Below are 16,887 nucleotides of genomic sequence, written 5' to 3'. Positions count from 1 at the left end.
ATTAAGGAAATCACCATGACCTATGCCGTGGACTTCGACACCGTGTCGACCGCCGGCCTGGAGTCGTCGCCGGTCGCGGCCGCGCTCGCCGGCCTGCGGGCGAACGAGGCCCGGTACTTCCGGAACAAGTACGACCACGTCTTCACGGTCGAGCCCGCGAGCGACGCCGGGGCGACCATCGACTGGGTGAACCGCATCCTCGCCGAGGAACGCGGCATCGTCATCTCCTCGCCCCCGCTCGAGGCGACCGCGTTCCAGGTCGAGAACATTCGGATGGCCTACGTCTTCTACCAGAACGGCCTGTCGATCAACGTGATGTACACGATCGACGACGGCGGCAAACGGGCGGTCGGGTTCAAGCTCTCCGACGGGATCGACGTTCCCGCCGAGCTCGGCTCGTTCAAGTTCGCCCGGCAGAAGTCGAGGCTGGCCGGGACGATCCGCGGCTCCTTCTTCGTCATCAAGAACGATTACTGATTTTCACCCTGCTGTTCACACTTGCCGGATGTTCGGGGCACGCTCAGCAACACCGGAAATTTCGGTCTTTGTCCCCGCCGGACCGGCCGCTGTCTACGAGGCTGTTCCTAAACTGGGTCGCGGCCGCGCACCCCTCGGGGGAGCGCGGCCGTCGTTGTGTCGGTGGAGCTTCGGTATGGGGTAGCGAATGGGCCGGATCGTGCTGGTGGGAGACGTCGGCGGGTTTCCCGGGGAACTGGCGCGGGTGGTTGGCGGTGGCGGCCACGACCTGGTGATCCAGGTCGGTGACCTGGTTGATCGTGGTCCGGACAGCCCGGGCGTGCTGGCGCTGGTGCGGGAGCGTCTCGAACGCGACCGGCGCGGCTGGGTCCAGCTGATCGGCAACCACGAATGGCAGTACCTCGACGGCGAGATCTTCTGGCCGGAGCCGCTGGGCGAGGACGACCAGGGCCTGCTGCGCGCCTGGTGGCTGAGGGAATGGGTCCGGGTCGCCGCGGCCGTCCGGGCGGCCGACGGCGAGGAGTTCCTGATCACCCACGCCGGACTGGGCGTGGAGGCCTGGCGGCAGCTGGGCGAGCCGGTCACGGCGACGACGGCGGCCGATCTGCTCAACACCCGGCCGCGGGAGGTGCTCGGCAGCTATCGCGGCCCGCTGTGGGCGTCCGCGGGGTCCGAGGTCTACGAGTCGTGGCTGGACGAGGGGACGCCGATGCCGTTCTCGCAGATCCACGGGCACGACCAGATCGTCGGCTTCGAGGGCCGCACGTGGCGGTGCGGCGAGCGGGTCCGGCAGCGGGCCATCGTCGACTGGGCGGCCCGGCACACGATCACCCGGGTGAGCGGCGGCGCCCGCTTCATCGGTATCGACCCGCGGCACGGCCGCACCGGCGCGCCGCAATGGGCGCCGCTCGTGCTCGACGGCGCGACCCTGGTGGCCTAGGGCTTGAAACCCTCCCGGTACAGGTCCCGCAGGACGCCGATCTCGCCGCCGTGGTGCATGACCTCGCGGTTGATGTGGATGATCAGGGCGGCCATCGGATCGTCGGCGAAGAAGCCGCCCTTCGGGCCCAGCGGGCGGGCCAGCGCGTCCGCGTCGAGCGCGGCGATGTTGTCGTGCCAGTCGCGGTAGCACTCCGACAGGAAGGCGACGCCGTCGGCCGCGGTGCCGGGGATGGTGGCCGGCCAGTGCCGCAGGTCGAACATGTCGGCGTCCCCCGAGTCGCGGAAGAACGTGCTCGTGCGCGTCGACATGGCGGTCGCCGTGTGCACGATCCGCCAGGCGATCGTCGTGAACGGCGGGGGAGTCGGGTGCTGCTGGTACCCGTCGTACGCGAAGCCGCCCTTGCCGTCGGGATGGACGGTCCAGCAGCCCGCGACGGGCTCCCAGAGGTACTCGTCGTCGGTCAGCCCGTCGAGCCGCGGGCGCAGGTGCGCGTCCCAGTAGAACTCGAGCTGCGACACCAGGAGCGAACCCCAGTCGACAATCATGCGCACCAGTTTCCGGCAAAGGGTTGGGTCTTGCGACCGAAGCGCGAGATCGTTCGTTCCGCCATGATGGCCGCGTGGAGAGGAGCCCTTCGATGCCTGCGACCCGGACCGTGTTGCGCTGGGCGGTCGTGGCGACGTGCGGAGTGCTGGGCGTCCTGCTCGTCGCGTACGGCCTCTATCTGATCCGGAGCATCCTCGTGCTCGTCCTGATCGCGCTCTTCCTCGCGATCAGCTTCGAGCCGGTGGTACGCAAGCTGAGCGCCTGGGGCGTGCCCCGCGGCGCCGCCGTCGCGATCGTCATCGTCGCGCTGGTCGTGCTCGTGGCCGGGTTCATCTGGTCGCTCGTCCCGCTGATCGTCGAGCAGGGCGGCCACCTGGCCGACGACCTGCCCGGTTACGTCGCGAAGCTCTCGGAGGAGTCGAAGGGGGTCCGCGAGGTCACCGACCGCTACCACATCACCGAGCGGCTCACCGCGCTGGCGGCATCGCTCCCCGGCCGCCTCGCCGGCGGCGCGGTCGGGTTCTTCCAGCGGTTCACCGGCGCCCTGACCTCGGCACTCACCGTGCTGGTCCTGACCATCTACTTCATGGGCGACCTGCTGCGCCTGCGCCGGGGCCTGCTGTCCGTGGTGCCGGAGCGGCGCCGGCAGCGGGTCGGCGAGATCATCGACGTCACGGTCGACAAGGTCGGCGGCTACATGATCGGCAACATCATCATCTCGGTGATCGCCGGGACCACGACGTTCCTCTGTCTGGCCGCCCTGCACGTTCCCTTCGCGCTGCCCCTTGCCGTCACCGTCGCGATCACCGACCTGATCCCGATGATCGGCGCCACCCTCGGCGCGACCATCTGCGTGCTGGTCTCGCTGTTCACCGTCGGTCTGTGGCCCCGGACGATCCTGGTGATCATCTTCTTCGTCGTCTACCAGCTGGCCGAGAACTATCTGCTGGTCCCGCGCGTCTTCCGCAACACGGTCGACATGCCGGCCGCCGCCGTGCTGCTGGTGGCACTGACCGGTGGCACCCTGCTCGGCCTGGCCGGCGTCATCATGGCGATTCCCGTCGCGGCGACCGTCAAGGTCGTGGTCGCGCCGCTGCTGTCCGGGCCGGCGGAGACGGAGGCGGAGGTGGAGGCGGAGGACGCGGGCGTGCCCGAAACTCAATAACATCGGGTCCCATGATCGTGTGGATCAACGGCACTCACGGCGCGGGCAAGACGACCACCAGCGCGCTCGTGCAGCAACTGATGCCGGAGTCTCGACTGTTCGACGCCGAGAAGGTCGGCGAGACGCTCATGGACATCACGCCCGGGCTGCCCGCGACGGACAACTTCCAGCACTGGCCGCCGTGGCGGCAACTCATCGTCGAGACCGCCCGCCGCGTCCTCGACTACACCGGCGGCGTCCTGGTGATGCCGATGACCGTCCTGGTCGAGTCGTACTGGCGCGAGATCAGCGCGGGCCTCGCCCGGCACGCCATTCCGGTTCGGCACTTCGTCCTCCACGCCGACCAGGAGACCCTCCGCCGGCGCATCGCGGGGGCCTCGCCGATCCCGTCGCCGTTCCGGCTGCGATACCTTCAGCCGTACGCCGAGGCGGCGCGCACGTGGCTGCATAGCGAGGCCGAGGTCGTCGACACCACGCACCGCACGCCGGCCGAGGCCGCGCGGCAGATCGTGGCGGCCGTCAGGATCGGCGCGGGCGGAGACCCCAGGCGTAGCTGAGGGTGACGGCGGCGCCGGCCAGCACCCACCATCCGCTGATCCCGCCGCCCTGCCACACGACGGCCAGGACCGCGGTGGCCAGACCCATCACGACGGCGATCCCGCCGTTGAGCAGGCGGTACCAGAGCGGGCGGCGGGCCGACAGCTCGTCGAGAGCGTTTGGCTGGGCGCGGACCGCCTCACGCACCGCGGCCAGGCCGGACATGGTCGAGGTGTGCACCGCCGTGGGCACGGTCGCCGCCCAGGCCGCCAGCTCGGCGGTGGTCGCGCGCCCGAGGCCGGCGTCCGGCAGGCCGAGCAGCTCGAAGAGCGACGCGAGCGCGCCGGCCGGTGCCAGGTCCGTGCGGCGCAGCAGGCCGATGAGGGCCAGAGCCTGATCCGGTACGCCGAACTCCGTCGCCAGAAGCCGTCCGGCCGTTGCGGTGGTCTCGGGCGTGGTCGGCGCCGTCCCGCCCCACTGGTGGCCGGTGACCGGTTTCGACCCGTGCATGACGACGAACCCGGCCTCGTCGGCGGACCACCAGCAGGCGATCGCCGGTTGCCGGCCGGCCAGCGCGAGCGCCGCGTGGGTGGGCGGCCGCTCGCGCCCCGAGCCGTCCCAGAAGTGCAGCACCCACCGGGGCGAGATGGGGATCGTCCACGCGGACTGCCCGGTCAGCACCGCGTCCCCTAGAGCGGACGCCCCGGCGACCACGACCCCGGTGCGCGGCGCCGGCGCCTCGACCGCCGGCGGCAGCTCCGGCCGGCCGGGCGAGACCGCAGGCGACAGCTCCGGCCGGCCGGGCGAGACCGGCGGTGACAGCTCCGGCCGGTCAGGCGAGACCGGCGGTGACAGCTCCGGCCGGTCAGGCGAGACCGGCGGTGTCGAGGGAAGGCCGAGGGCGACGGGAGCCGGCGGCGCGAGCAGCAGCTCGACCGGGACGCCGAGGGCGCGGCACGCGTCGGCGAGCCGGGCCCGCCGGGTGTAGCGCGGGTCCACGTGAGTGATCGCCTGCCGCAGCAGCGCCGCCCCGCGCGGCAGCGTCTCGGCGTCGAACGACGATCGCGTGGCACCGTCCGGGGCGTACGTGGTCACCTCGAGCTCCGTGCCGAGCCGGAGCACGCAGGCGAACGCCCGGGTCGCGGCGCCGATCGCGCGCGGATCCCGGTCGAGGCGCGACCAGCCGTCGTACGTGGCGAGAATGGTGGCCGGACCGGCCAGGCGGGCGATCCGGTGCGGGGTCGCGCGCACCACGAAGATCTCGTCGAACACCGTCAGGCCCGGGCGAAGAGCCGGTGCCACACGCCCCCGGCCGCGGTGGCCTCGACCCGGTGGGCGTCGTGCAGGCCCGGCTCGTCGTTGTCGAGGAGCGAGCGGCCGACGGCGATGTCGGGCAGGTCGAAGACCGCGCACAGCCGGCGCAGCAGGTCGGGCAGCGGGATGCGGGCCTCGCCGGGCACCGGGTCGTTGCGCACCATCGACAGCGCCGGCCCGCGCTCGGGCGCCCCGAACCGGGCCGCGAGCTCGGCGCAGTAGGCGTCCCACTCCTGCCGCTCGGCCAGGTACCGCCCCGGGTCGGAGGAGGGCTCCCAGCCGGCGGCCCACTGCAGCGACGCATCGCCCTCGTCGTCGATCAGCAGTGCCTCGGCCAGTTCCTCGTCGCACAGCAGCAGCCAGGCCGGCGTGGCCGTGTGGCGCACGAGCGCGCGGGCGGGCTTGGCGAGGCGCCCGGTCGACGAATACGTCCGGCCGGGCGGGTCGAACAGGACGATGACGCCGAGCGGGTCGTCCACGACGAAGCCACCCGTGCGCCCGGCACGCACTGCCTCGGTCACGGCCGGGGCCGCGGCCTTGGTCACCAGCGCGTACGTGGACATCGGGAACCCTCTCGACGGGCAAGCGCGCGCAGTCTAGTCGATGGATCGTCAGGCGCCGATCCGCAGCCCCAGGTAGGTGATCGGGCCCGCGCCGGGCACCGCCAGCTCCTCGAATCCGAGCCGGTCGTAGAAGGCCCGGGCGTTCACGTTCGTCGAGCGCATCCCGAGGTGGACGCCGGGCGCCCCGACCGCGTGCGTGAACCGGTCGATCAGCTTCCGCCCGAAGCCGCGACCCTGGTACGGCGGGAGCAGGTCGATGTGCAGGTGGGCCGGGAAGGCGTCGAGGTCGATCCCGGGCACCAGCATCCGCTCCGGGCGGTAGAGCGCGGCGATCATGTCCTCGGACGGGGTGCGCGGCGGGGGCGGCGGCACCGGGTACTTGCCGCCGAGGAACGGGATCCACTCGGCCGTCCACCGCTTCACGAACCCGGCCGTGTCGGGCGTACCGACGACGTAGCCGACCGCCTCGCCGCCGTCGTCGACCACGAAGGCGACCTCCGGGTCGAGCTGGACGTACGGCCCGGCGAAGATGTCGCCCATCAGGTCGTCGGAGGAGTAGTGGCCGCGCGCGTCGCCGCCGGAGTCGGCGGTGCGCACGCAGATGTCGTAGAGGGCCGCGCGGTCGCGGGGCCGGTAGGGACGAATCTCGGGCACGAGCCGAGGCTAAGCCGTGGAACCGGTACCGCGCCCGCCGGTACCGGTTCCGGCGGCCTTTCGGGCAGACCCTGTTCCGGAACCGGGGCGAGATGTCCGAAGCCTGTGCGAATGCCGAAGTCGGCCGCCTTGACATGCCCGCCCGTCTATTGCCATCTGTGATCAGTGTTGTTTCAGGTACATGACGGAAGGACCCCTCCAGCATGACCACAGGCGCCGGGCGGCGAGTCCGCCGGCAGTTCGGGCGGCTCTTCGCGATAGGACTGGCGGTGGTGACCGTCGGCACGCTCAGCGGCACGGCCGCGCAGGCACACACCAACAAACCGGCCCCCGGGCCGGACTTCGGCAGCAACGTGACCATCTTCGACCCGAGCATGCCGGTGGAGCAGATCCAGGCGGCGCTCGACGCCGCGGCCACGAAGCAGACCGACGCCGAGATGAGCACGGATCGGTACGCGTTCTTCTTCAAGCCGGGCACCTACGGCACGGACGCCAAGCCGCTCCAGTTCAAGATCGGCTACTACACCGAGGTCGCCGGCCTGGGCGCGAGCCCCGACGACGTGGTGATCAACGGCAAGATCGAGGTGTACAACCGCTGCCTCGCCGACAACGGCACCAGCAACTGCCTCGCTCTGGTCAACTTCTGGCGCACGCTGTCCAACCTGTCGCTGCACATCAACGGCACCGGACAGCAGGGCTGCCGCGCGGGCAACACCAACTTCTGGGCGGTCTCGCAGGCGGTCTCGCTGCGCCGGCTGGATGTCACCGGCGGCACGTTCTCGCTGATGGACTACTGCACCGCCGGACCGCAGTACGCCAGCGGCGGCTTCATCGCGGACTCCCGCTTCCCGACCGTGCTCAACGGCTCGCAGCAGCAGTGGCTCACCCGCAACAGCAAGGTGGACAGCTGGACGAACGCGGTGTGGAACCAGGTGTTCGCCGGCGTCGAGGGCGCGCCCGACGAGTCGGCGTTCCCGAACCCGCCGTACACCACCCTGGCCACCACCCCGGTCAGCCGGGAGAAGCCGTACCTTTTCGTCGACGCCAAGGGCAAATGGAATGTCCGCGTCCCGTCGGCGCAGAAGAACACCAGCGGTGTCTCCTGGGCGAACGGGATCACCCCCGGTCGTACCGTGTCGCTCAACGACTTCTTCATCGCGAAGCCGTCCGACCCGGTGTGGCTGATCAACGCGAACCTGTTGCTCGGTAAGAACCTGCTGCTCACGCCCGGCGTCTACAACATCGGGCAGAGCATCAACGTGCTCTGGCCGAACCAGGTCGTGCTCGGCGTCGGTCACGCCACGCTCACCGCGGTCAACGGCGCCACGCCGCTGAAGGTGGCCGACGTGCCCGGCGCGATCGTCGCGGGCGTGACCATCGACGCCGGCACCAAGGAGTCGAAGACGCTGCTGCAGGTCGGCAACAAGAACGGGCTGAACTTCAGCTCGCCGAGCAACCCGACCACGCTGTCCGACGTGTACTTCCGCGTCGGCGGCCCGCACGTCGGCAAGACCGACACCGCGCTCGAGGTCAACAGCGACAACGTCCTCATCGACCACACCTGGGTGTGGCGTGCCGACCACGGCATCGAGGGCTTCACCGGTGGCGACACCGAGCGGTGGAACACCAACACTGGCCGCTACGGCGCCGTGATCAACGGTGACAACGTGACCGCGACGGGCCTGTTCGTCGAGCACTTCCAGAAGTTCAACACGACCTGGAACGGCAACGGCGGCACGACGGTGCTCTACCAGAACGAGCTGCCGTACGACCCGCCGACGCAGGCGGACTGGATGAACGGCACCGAGAACGGCTACCCGGGCTACAAGGTGGGCGACAAGGTCAAGACCCACAACCTGTACGGCGCGGGTGTCTACGTGTTCAACCAGAACAACCCGTCGATTCACACCGAGAACGGCTTCGAGGTTCCGAACCGTCCCGGCGTGAAGCTGCACCACATCATGACCGTCAATCTCTCGGCCGGCGTCATCGACCACGTCGTCAACGGCGTGGGCGAGGCGGCCGACACGACAAAGATCGGCGTCCCGGTCTTCGTGACCGACTACCCGGCGCCCTGATCCCCGAACGCGCCGACGCGGCCGGGACCGTTTCGACGGTCCCGGCCGTGGTGCAAAGATGTCCCTGTGCAAGCTTTGCCGTCCGCCGGCCCGGACAGGGCCGGTCCGGAGAACGCCGGCCCGGAACCGGCCGTCCAGGCGCTGATGCTGGCCAGCCGGGCCTTCGTCGGGCTGACCGTGCGCGCCCTCGCCGCCGTCGAGGCCGACGTGACGCTCCCGCAGTTCCGGGCGCTCGTGGTGCTCGCCGTCCGGGGCACCCTGCGCAGCGCCGACATCGCCGAGGAGCTGCAGGTCAACCCCTCGACCGGCACGCGGATGACCGACCGGCTCGCGGCCAAGGGGCTGGTGCGGCGGGTCCGCTCGACCGACGACCGGCGGGTGGTGCGCCTGCGGCTGACCCGGGAGGGGCACGACATCGTCGAGCGGGTGATGGCCCGCCGGCGGGCCGAGCTCGAGCGGATCGTCGCCGCGACGGCCGGGGTCTGGCGGCCGGCCGTGACCGAGGCGCTGACCGCGTTCGCGGCCGCCGCCGGCGAGATGCCCGAGCAGGAGTGGTGGCTCGGCTGGCGGCAGCACGCCGATGACCCCGAGCAAGACGCCTGAGTTTGTCGCGCGGCAACCTGGCGGCAAAGGTTGCATGGTGCAATGGTTGGGGAATGCACCCCAACTCTGAGGCGGCCGAGCAGATGACCACGGGAATGGCCACCACCCAGCGCCGGGTGGCGGCGGCGCGCACTTACGGCCCGCTCGTCTGGCAGCGGACCGGCACGGTCGGCACCGAGCTCGTCCTGCGGGACGGCGTGGCGCCCGGCGTCGTCACCGGCGCCGTCGTCGTGGGCGGCCATCAGCCGTACACGTCCCGCTGGCATGCCGACCTCGACGGCGCGTGGCGGGTGCGGGCTCTGACGATCACGACCGAGGGCAGCGGCTGGCGGCGCAACCTCGCGCTCTCCCGTACCCCCGACGCGGTGTGGACCTGCGGCGCCGAGGAGTCCGGCCCGGTCGACGCGCCGCCCGCCGGTCTCGACGACCCCGCGCGGCTCGACGGTGGCGCGGTGCTGCTGCTCGCCGACTCGCCGATCTTCCTGACCTGGGCGATGCGCATGCTGCGGCTGAGCCCGGAGTCGGGCGCGGTCACCACGCCGGCGATCCGGGTGCGGATGCCGTGGCTGACCGTCGTCCCGGGCGAGGCGTCCCTCCACCGGGTCAGCGAGACCAGGCTGCGGGCCACCGGCGACGGCCCGGCCGTCTCCTACGACCTGGACGCCGAGGGCATCGTCACGTACCAGGCGGGCCGTCTGCGGATCGCACACTGATCGCGGCGCCGATCGCCCGCATGCCGGTCAGCACCTCGGCGGTGGCGTCGCCCTCGCCCGGATCCCAGTTCGCCAGTACGGCATAGCTCACGCCGCCGCGATAGCCCGCGTCGGCGCGGATTCCGTCGGCGGTTCCGGTCTTGTTGCGTACGCCGTCGGCGTGCGCCAGCGGATCGTCGTGGAACGCCGCGGCGACCATCGACAGGTCCGTGCTCGTCGCCAGCCATCCGTCCAGGACGTCATCCGTGGCGGGGTCGACGAGCTCGCGGCGGGAGAGCCGGCCCATCATGCCGGCCAGTTCGGACGCGCAGCCGGTCGAGAGCGTCACCGGGTGCTGCGGGCCGCGGTCGTCGCGTACGCGATCGTGCAATGCGGTGTGCCGCAGGCCGAGGTGCCCGGTCAGGATCGCCACGCTCGCCAGCCCGATCCGCTCGAGCAGCACGTTGGTCGCATAGTTGTCGCTGACCGCCGCGATCAGCACGGCCAGGTCGGCGATCGGCAGCTCGGCGACGGAAAGGTGCTGCCAGAGGCCGGAATCCGCGACCGCGAGGCGTGGGTCGCGGGGGAGGACCTCGCCGGGATCGAGCTCGCCGGCGGTGATCCGCCGGGCGGTCTCGGCCAGCAGCAGGAGCTTGCCGACGCTGGCGGTCCGAAGACGAAGATCCGGCTCGTGCGTGGCGTCGCCGGCCACGATCGACCAGCGCACGTGGGGGGTGGCCGCGACTATCTCGTCGACGATGGGCTGCACCCCGCCATTGTCACTGTTGCAGCGACAGGGCGACGCGGCGCAGGAACTCGGCATTGCTGCCGGTGGTGCGCAGCTGCTCGATGAGCTGGCGCATGGCGTCGCGGCGGTCCTGGCCGCCGAGCGCACGGCGGATCTGGGCGAGCACGGCCAGCTCGGCCCGGCCCACCACGGTCTCGTCGTGCCGGGTGCCGGTCGAGGCGATGTCGATGGCCGGGTAGATGCGGGCCTCGGCGAGCGACCGGTCCAGCTTGAGCTCGGCGTTGCCGGTGCTCTTGTACTCCTCGAAGATCACCGTGTCCATGGCCGAGCCGGTCTCGACCAGCGCGGTCGCGATGATGGTCAGCGAGCCGCCGCCCTCGATGTTGCGGGCCGCGCCGAGGAACCGCTTCGGCGGATACAGGGCGGCAGAATCCAGACCGCCCGACAGCGTACGGCCGCGGCCCGGCGCGACGAGGTTGTAGGCGCGACCCAGCCGGGTCAGCGAGTCGAGCAGCACGACCACGTCCTCGCCCACCTCGGCCCGGCGCTTGGCCTGCTCGATGGCGAGCTCGGCCAGCGCGGTGTGCTCCTGCGGCGGCCGGTCGAAGGTCGCGGCGATCACCTCGCCCTTGACCGAGCGCTGCATGTCGGTGACCTCCTCGGGCCGCTCGTCGATGAGGACGACCATGAGGTGGCACTCGGGGTTGTTGCGCGCGATCGCGTTGGCGATCTGCTGCAGCACGATCGTCTTGCCGGCCATCGGCGGGGCGACGATCAGCGCCCGCTGCCCCTTGCCGATCGGCATGACCAGGTCGATGACCCGGGTCTCGAGCAGCGTGGGGTCGGTCTCCAGGCGCAGGCGCTCCTGCGGGTAGAGCGCGGTCAGCTCGTAGAAGTCGGGCCGGTTCCGCCGCGGCGGCCGCCCGTTGACGGCCTCCACCTGCAGCGTGGCCGGCTTACGGCCGCCCGCCGGGATCTGGGCGAAGCCGGTGACCCGGTCGCCCCGGCGCAGCCCGAGCTGGCGCACGTGATGCTGACTGACCGGGATGTCGTCCGGCCCCGGCAGATAGCCGTCGGCTCGCAGCCAGGCCCGGTCGTCGACGATGTCGAGGAGCGCGTCGACGGCGACGTCGGCAGGCTCCGTGGTGGGTGATTTGGGTGTACGGGTAGCAACAGTTGTCATCGAGGGACTCCTCAGAAACCGCTCGTCGCCGGGTACGGGCGTACGTCAGCGGTGTGGGTGAAAGAAAACGCGGCCGGTATCCAGAACATCGGCCAGGACCAGCGGGGGCTTCGCGCCAGCACACGCGGTCCAACTGCGGCAAAGGTAGCACAGCCGATCGGCGGTAGGAAATGTGTAAGCTCTAGCTTACACTTTCCCGGTGACCCACCTCAGCGCCACGCTCGCCGCGCTGGCCGACCCGTCCCGCCGGGCGCTCCTGCAGCGCCTCGCGCACGGGCCGGCCACCAGCGGGCAGCTCGCCGACCTGCTGCCGATAAGCCGGCCGGCCACCTCGCAGCACCTGCGTGTGCTGTCGGCGGCGGGGCTGATGGAGACCACCGTGCGCGGCCGGCAGCACTGGCACGCACTGAGCGCCACCGGGCTGGCCGAGGCCGAGCACTGGATCCGTACGCTCATCCGGACCTGGACCTCCGCACCCACCTTGACCAGGACCGTCACCAGTGAGGGAGGCCCGCGTGAGCAGGCCCGTTAGCTATGTCGAAGTGCAGTCGCCCGACCTCGAGGCGAGCACGGGCTTCTTCCGGAAGGTGTTCGGGTGGGACCCGCAGCCGTTCGCCGCGCCCGACTATCTCGTGGCCCCGCACGGCGACGCGCCCGGCATCGACACCGGGCTGCTGCCCGCGCGTGACGGGCAGCCGCGGGCGATCCCGGTGATCCGCGTGCCCGATCTCGACGCCGTGCTGGCCGCGGTCGCCGAGCACGGCGGTACGGTCGTCGTGCCGCCGTTCGCGATCGGCGGGGTCGGCCGCGGGGCCTACCTGACCGATCCGGCCGGCGTGCTGGTCGGCGTGCACATGTACGACCCGGGGGCGTGATCGTTCAGCCTCGGGACACATGCTGTTCGCCGGAGCTTCTCCTCGTACGGGTGGGATGGGTTGTGCATCACGCGAACCACTACTACGGGCACTCCCACGTGCTCGCCCGTTACTGCGGGCTGGACGACACCGACCCGCCGCGCCTGCACGGTTACCTCCAGCACGGGTGGAACATCGGGGACGGTCTCGCCCCCGACCACGAGTACGTGCCCGGCGTGCCGTCCTTCCTGTGGTCCGAGCGCACGCGGCGCCGGGCCTGGTCGCTGGGCCGCCGCCAGCTGTACGTGGTCGGCTCGCCGTTCGCCTACCTGCTCACGATGGAGCCGATCTCGCCTTCGGAGAAGCGCGAGGGCACGATCTGGTACCCGTTCCACGGCTGGGAGGGCCAGCACGTGGTGGGCGACCACGACGGGCTGATGGCCGAGATCCGGCGCACCGAGGCGGGCCCGGTGACCGTCTGCCTGTACTGGCAGGAGTACCGGGACAAGCGGGTACGCCAGCGGTACGAGCGGGCCGGGTTCCGGGTGATCTGCCACGGCTACCGCGGCGGCTGGTGGAAGGACCTCGATCCGGGATTCCTCTACCGGCAGCTGGGTGAGCTGCGCAAACACGCCCGCGTCGCGTCCAACCGGCTGTGCAGCGCGGTCTTCTACGGCGCCCTCGCCGGGTGTGAGCCCGCCGTCTACGGTGACCCGATGCACCTCGAGCGGGAGAAGTCGGCGTTCGGCGGGCAGGAGCGGATCCTGCGCGAGTGGGCCGGCCTGCACGGCCCCCACGTCGACCCGGCGCCGGCCCGGCGGATAGCGGTCGACGAGCTCGGCGCCGACCGGCTGCTCACCCCGCCCGAGCTGCGCCGGCTGCTCGGCTGGCCGATGCCCAGAAGCGTCGAGGACGCCGAACTGACCGGAGTGCTGACCCGATGACCGTCCAGCTGATCGGCGGCGAGATGCTGCAGTGGTCCGACCTGTCCGGCACCCACGGCCCGCTGCCCGCGGGTGGCCCGGCGCTGCTGCCGTTGCCGGCCGGAACCGGCGGCCGCACGCTGGTCGCCGGGCCGCACGACCCGGCCCTGATCGACGCCGTCCCGGCCGACCAGGTCACGGTGCTGGTACGCGGCGTGGCCGACGCCGAGGCCCTCGCCGCCCGGTACTCCGCCCGACCCGGGGTCGCGGTCTGCTGCGGCAGCCTGGAGAAGCTGGCGGCGGCCCCGGCCTATGACACGGTGATCGCGCTCGACGGGCTCGGGCGGCTGTGCACGCCCGAGGCGCCCGACCTGAGCTGGGACGAGATGCTCGGCCAGCTCCTCGCCGTGCTCCGGCCGGGCGGCCGGCTGCTTCTCGGCGTGGAGAACCCGTTCGGCCTGCACCGCCTGCTGGCGCTGCCGCCGGCGCCGGCCGACACCGACTGGGTCGCCCCCGACGGTCCGTCCGGCCCGGCCGACCTGCACTCCCGCCTGGCCGCCGCGGGTGTCCCGGTGGTCCGGGAGTACGCGGCCTATCCGACTCCGGGAACACCGGCCGCCCTGCTCGGCGCCGAGGTGCTGGCCGACCCCGGCCTGCGCGGCTACCTCGCGGCGACGCTGGCCGGCGCGCGCCCGGCGCCGCAGTTGCTCGCCGACCCGGACCGCCTCGTCACCGGGGCGCTGCGGCACGGGCTCGCGGCCTCGCTCGCGCCCGCCTGGATCCTGCTCGCCGGTGACATCGCGGCCGGCCCCGCCGCGCTGACCGCGAACGGCGAGCTGCGCCTCGACGGGGGCGCCTGGGTGCGGGGGGACGGGACCCCGATCCCGATCGGGCGCACGCTCGAGGACCTCGTGCTGGACGCCTGCGGGCGCCGGGCGATGCCGGTCGTGCGCGAGCTGCTCACCGCCTGGCAGGACGGCCCGGCCGCCGGGGTGCCCGCCGGTCAGGTCGTCGTCGACGCGGCCGGCGCCTGCCACGGTCTCACCGCGCCGGCCTCGCCGGCCTCGCCGGCCCCGCCGGTCGAGGCGCTGCGGCGGCTCGCGGCCACGCTGATCGGCGGCGGTTACGCCCACCTGTGGCCCAGCCCGGCCGACGAGGCCGAGCTGACCGCGCTGCTTGCGGGCATGGCCGGGCGGGAACTCGACCCGCACAGCGTGCCCGCCGGCGACCCGGCCGGGGCGCGGCCGGGCGCGGGGAGTGTCCGCGAGCTGATGGTCGCCCGGGATCGGCTGGAGCAGGAGCTGGCCGACGCGCGGGCCAAGCACGAGTTCTACGAGCGCACGATCGCGAGCCGGGACGCCGAGCTCAAGCGGGTACGTCAGATGAACGCCTTGCTCTCCGCGACTGTTCCCGGCAAGGCGGCGACCACCCTGGTCGGCGGCCTGAAGGCGGGCCGCCGCGCGATGCGCTCCGTGGTCAAGCGCCCGCGCGACTGACCTCGTCGTAGATCTCCTCGAGGCGGGCGGTCTGGGTCCGCAGGTCGAACTTCGCGATCATCAGCTCGCGGGCCCGGCCGCCGAGCTTCTCGCGGAGCGCCTCGTCGGCGAGCAGACGGGACAGGTTGGCGGCCAGCGCCGGGCGGTCGCCCTCGGGGGAGAGCAGGCCGGTCTCGCCGTCGTCGACCGCCTCGGGGATGCCGCTGTGGTGGGTGGAGACGACCGGCAGGCCCAGCGCGGCGGCCTCCATCACCGTCGTCGGCAGGCCCTCGGTGTCGCCGTCCTTCGCGGTGCGCGACGGCGCGGCCAGCAGGCGGGAGGCCAGCAGCACCCGGCGCACCTCGTCGGGCGGCTGCACCCCCAGGAAGGTCGCATCGACGCCGAGCTCGCGCGCGTACGCCCGCATGCTGGGAAGCATCGGCCCGGCGCCGATGAATACCGCCCGCGGCCGACTGGGCTGAAGAGTCGCGAGCGCGGCCAGCAGGTCGTCGGCGCCCTTCTTCTCGACGAAGCGCCCGACAAAGGCGACGTCCCAGAGCTTGGCGACGGGCGCTGGGGGCGGCGGGATCGGGACGCCGCTGTAGTGGACGCGTACCTTGGCGGGGTCGGCGCCCCACCCGATCGCCTTCGAGCGGATCACGTCGGAGACCGCGATGATCACGGCCGCGCGGTCGAAGACCGTCCGCAGGTTGCGGCGGTACCGGATGCCGTGCGCGCCGGAGCTGGCCGGCTGGCGGGTCACGTCGTGGCCGTGCGCGGTGACGATCAACGGGATGCCCAGGCGCCGGGCCTCGCCGCTGACCAGCCAGCCGTCGCCGGCGAAGTGGGCGTGGACCAGGCGCGGCGCCGCATCGGCGAGCAGCCGGCGCAGGCGCGGAGAGCTGCCGGTCAGCCGCAGGCGGAGGAACGCGTTGCGGTCGTCCGGGGACGGGTACGCGATGAGGTCGGTGTCGCGGGACACGGCCGACTCGACCTTGGTCGCCCCGGCGTAGACCGGCTGCCAGCGGCTGAGCGCCTCGCCCTGGTTGCGGATGAAGGTCTCGGAGCCGCCGAGCATCGCGCTGCGCCAGATGACGACCCGGGGCTCAGCGGGCATCGACCTTGCCCGGACTCTCGGTCTCCGCCGACGATGACGCCGGCGACGATGCCGAGGCGCGGCGGCCCACGATCAGGTCGCGCAGGCGGGCCCGCAGCGCCGGCGGGAGGGTCCAGATCTGCAGGAAGGTCACGTAGTCGAGCGGGCCGGGGCGGCCGTGCGTGCGCGCCTCCGACAGCAGCTCGCGGAAGACCTTGCCGCTGCGGGTGGGCGCGGCCATCGAGCTGAGCACACTCATCGTGTACGCAGCGTACGCGCGGGGCGTGAACAGTTCGCGGTTGGCCCGCTGCCAGGCGAGCTGTTCCTCCCACGGGTTCTGCAGGCTGATCCGGTCCCGGTCCTCGTCCTGGTGCCACAGCACGAGCGGCTCGTCGGCGTACAGCAGCTCGACGTCTTTTTCCCGGACGGCCCGCAGGGCCCAGTCGAGCTCCTGCTGGCGCCGCAGTCCCACGGTGAAGGGCACCCGCCGGAGCAGCTCGGTCGGCGCCATGATCGTGGAGGTCTGGATGAAGCCGTCGCCGTAGAACAGGCCGCGGCGGACCGTGAAGTACTCGCTGAGCGGCTCGCCGGGGGCGGGCAGGCGGCGCGGCATGACGTTGTCGGCGCGCGGCGTGCGGCTGATCATGCGGGTGGCCACGACCGGGGACGGCCGGGTGGCCGTGGCGGCGAGCCGGAGCTGAGCCTCGATCTTGGTGGGCAGCCACTCGTCGTCGTCGTCGAGCAGGGCGGTCCATTTGCCGCGGGCGGCGAGGGCGCCCTGGTTGCGCGCGTTCGGCGCCTTGCCGCGCTCGGCGAGCACGAGCACCCGCAGCCGGTCGTCGCCGACCTGCGCGAGGGCCGCCTCGGTGGCGGGGTCGGGGCCGTCGACCACCACGATCACCTCGAGCTCGCGGTGCGTCTGGTCGAGGGCGCTGCGGACGGCTCGAACGGCCAGTTCCGGGCGGTTGAGCGTCGGGATCACGACGCTGACGTCCGGCGGTGTCGACATGGAGACCTGCTAACGCGAGGGGGATGG

The 16,887-nt window shown here is 72.2% G+C and carries 19 protein-coding genes; 11 read left to right on the top strand and 8 right to left on the bottom strand.

Annotated elements, in window-relative coordinates; genetic code table 11:
• Nucleotides 1–15 precede the first annotated feature (15 nt).
• Entirely contained in the window at nt 16–477 is a 462-nt protein-coding gene (locus A3CQ_RS0115585) for a DUF8821 family protein (protein ID WP_020511870.1), read from the top strand.
• A gap of 187 nt (nt 478–664) precedes the next feature.
• Complete coding sequence (locus tag A3CQ_RS0115580) at nt 665–1,417, top strand: metallophosphoesterase (protein WP_020511869.1); 753 nt, start codon at nt 665–667, stop codon at nt 1,415–1,417.
• Here A3CQ_RS0115580 and A3CQ_RS0115575 read toward each other — a convergent pair.
• On the bottom strand, nt 1,414–1,965 hold the full coding sequence (locus tag A3CQ_RS0115575; RefSeq protein WP_020511868.1) for a DinB family protein: 552 nt from the start codon (nt 1,963–1,965) through the stop codon (nt 1,414–1,416). The two genes, A3CQ_RS0115580 and A3CQ_RS0115575, sit on opposite strands and share 4 nt — an antisense overlap.
• Before the next feature lie 92 nt (nt 1,966–2,057).
• Here A3CQ_RS0115575 and A3CQ_RS0115570 point away from each other — a divergent pair, with 92 nt between their 5' ends.
• Nucleotides 2,058–3,131: an AI-2E family transporter gene (locus A3CQ_RS0115570; RefSeq protein ID WP_020511867.1), complete on the top strand. Its 1,074-nt coding sequence runs from the start codon at nt 2,058–2,060 to the stop codon at nt 3,129–3,131.
• Nucleotides 3,132–3,142: 11 nt separating this feature from the next.
• Nucleotides 3,143–3,688 (top strand): AAA family ATPase, encoded by a 546-nt coding sequence (locus tag A3CQ_RS0115565; protein ID WP_020511866.1) that lies wholly within the window; start codon nt 3,143–3,145, stop codon nt 3,686–3,688.
• On the opposite strand, the gene A3CQ_RS0115560 is transcribed toward A3CQ_RS0115565, so the two are convergent.
• Genes A3CQ_RS0115560 through A3CQ_RS0115550 form a run of 3 tightly spaced genes read right to left on the bottom strand, consistent with a single transcriptional unit; the run spans nt 3,651 to nt 6,199 of the window.
• Nucleotides 3,651–4,940, bottom strand: coding sequence for a hypothetical protein (locus tag A3CQ_RS0115560; RefSeq protein WP_169516279.1), 1,290 nt, complete (start codon nt 4,938–4,940; stop codon nt 3,651–3,653). The genes A3CQ_RS0115565 and A3CQ_RS0115560 overlap by 38 nt on opposite strands.
• Before the next feature lie 2 nt (nt 4,941–4,942).
• Nucleotides 4,943–5,545 carry a hypothetical protein gene (locus A3CQ_RS0115555; protein WP_020511864.1) on the bottom strand — a complete coding sequence of 201 codons (603 nt, stop codon included), beginning with the start codon at nt 5,543–5,545 and terminating at the stop codon, nt 4,943–4,945.
• 48 nt (nt 5,546–5,593) lie between these two features.
• Nucleotides 5,594–6,199, bottom strand: a complete 606-nt coding sequence (locus A3CQ_RS0115550; protein WP_020511863.1) for a GNAT family N-acetyltransferase — start codon at nt 6,197–6,199, stop codon at nt 5,594–5,596.
• A gap of 203 nt (nt 6,200–6,402) precedes the next feature.
• Here A3CQ_RS0115550 and A3CQ_RS0115545 point away from each other — a divergent pair, with 203 nt between their 5' ends.
• The 3 genes from A3CQ_RS0115545 (at nt 6,403) to A3CQ_RS0115535 (ending at nt 9,593) form a co-directional block, all read left to right on the top strand.
• Entirely contained in the window at nt 6,403–8,277 is a 1,875-nt protein-coding gene (locus A3CQ_RS0115545; RefSeq protein ID WP_020511862.1) for a pectate lyase-like domain-containing protein, read from the top strand.
• A 66-nt stretch (nt 8,278–8,343) separates the two neighbouring features.
• Nucleotides 8,344–8,880 carry a MarR family winged helix-turn-helix transcriptional regulator gene (locus tag A3CQ_RS0115540; RefSeq protein WP_245577241.1) on the top strand — a complete coding sequence of 179 codons (537 nt, stop codon included), beginning with the start codon at nt 8,344–8,346 and terminating at the stop codon, nt 8,878–8,880.
• 53 nt (nt 8,881–8,933) lie between these two features.
• On the top strand, nt 8,934–9,593 hold the full coding sequence (locus A3CQ_RS0115535; RefSeq protein ID WP_020511860.1) for a putative glycolipid-binding domain-containing protein: 660 nt from the start codon (nt 8,934–8,936) through the stop codon (nt 9,591–9,593).
• Here A3CQ_RS0115535 and A3CQ_RS53020 read toward each other — a convergent pair.
• Both A3CQ_RS53020 and rho read right to left on the bottom strand, forming a co-directional pair.
• On the bottom strand, nt 9,556–10,341 hold the full coding sequence (locus tag A3CQ_RS53020) for a serine hydrolase (RefSeq protein WP_020511859.1): 786 nt from the start codon (nt 10,339–10,341) through the stop codon (nt 9,556–9,558). The two genes, A3CQ_RS0115535 and A3CQ_RS53020, sit on opposite strands and share 38 nt — an antisense overlap.
• Before the next feature lie 10 nt (nt 10,342–10,351).
• Nucleotides 10,352–11,503, bottom strand: coding sequence for a transcription termination factor Rho (rho, locus tag A3CQ_RS0115525; RefSeq protein ID WP_020511858.1), 1,152 nt, complete (start codon nt 11,501–11,503; stop codon nt 10,352–10,354).
• 199 nt (nt 11,504–11,702) lie between these two features.
• Between rho and A3CQ_RS53015 the strand changes: the two genes are divergently transcribed.
• The 4 genes from A3CQ_RS53015 to A3CQ_RS0115505 all read left to right on the top strand — a co-directional run bounded on the left by A3CQ_RS53015 (nt 11,703) and on the right by A3CQ_RS0115505 (nt 14,776).
• A complete protein-coding gene (locus A3CQ_RS53015; protein ID WP_020511857.1) occupies nt 11,703–12,035 on the top strand; it encodes an ArsR/SmtB family transcription factor in 333 nt (110 codons plus the stop codon).
• The gene (locus A3CQ_RS0115515; protein WP_026205734.1) at nt 12,019–12,378 is read left to right on the top strand and encodes a VOC family protein; all 360 of its coding nucleotides are present in this window, start codon (nt 12,019–12,021) and stop codon (nt 12,376–12,378) included. The genes A3CQ_RS53015 and A3CQ_RS0115515 overlap by 17 nt, the downstream gene beginning before the upstream one ends.
• Before the next feature lie 62 nt (nt 12,379–12,440).
• Nucleotides 12,441–13,301 (top strand): hypothetical protein, encoded by an 861-nt coding sequence (locus A3CQ_RS0115510; RefSeq protein WP_020511855.1) that lies wholly within the window; start codon nt 12,441–12,443, stop codon nt 13,299–13,301.
• Nucleotides 13,298–14,776 carry a class I SAM-dependent methyltransferase gene (locus tag A3CQ_RS0115505; protein WP_020511854.1) on the top strand — a complete coding sequence of 493 codons (1,479 nt, stop codon included), beginning with the start codon at nt 13,298–13,300 and terminating at the stop codon, nt 14,774–14,776. Before A3CQ_RS0115510 ends, A3CQ_RS0115505 begins: the two co-directional genes overlap by 4 nt.
• On the opposite strand, the gene A3CQ_RS0115500 is transcribed toward A3CQ_RS0115505, so the two are convergent.
• Together A3CQ_RS0115500 and A3CQ_RS53010 are read right to left on the bottom strand one after the other, a co-directional pair.
• Nucleotides 14,757–15,872, bottom strand: a complete 1,116-nt coding sequence (locus A3CQ_RS0115500; protein WP_020511853.1) for a glycosyltransferase — start codon at nt 15,870–15,872, stop codon at nt 14,757–14,759. The genes A3CQ_RS0115505 and A3CQ_RS0115500 overlap by 20 nt on opposite strands.
• The gene (locus tag A3CQ_RS53010; protein WP_020511852.1) at nt 15,862–16,860 is read right to left on the bottom strand and encodes a glycosyltransferase family 2 protein; all 999 of its coding nucleotides are present in this window, start codon (nt 16,858–16,860) and stop codon (nt 15,862–15,864) included. Before A3CQ_RS53010 ends, A3CQ_RS0115500 begins: the two co-directional genes overlap by 11 nt.
• Nucleotides 16,861–16,887: the final 27 nt, after the last annotated feature.

Source organism: Paractinoplanes globisporus DSM 43857 (assembly GCF_000379645.1).
Classification (GTDB): Bacteria; Actinomycetota; Actinomycetes; order Mycobacteriales; family Micromonosporaceae; genus Actinoplanes; species Actinoplanes globisporus.
Note: the sequence above shows the minus strand (reverse complement) of the source record. Positions and strands in the feature narration are given on the sequence as shown.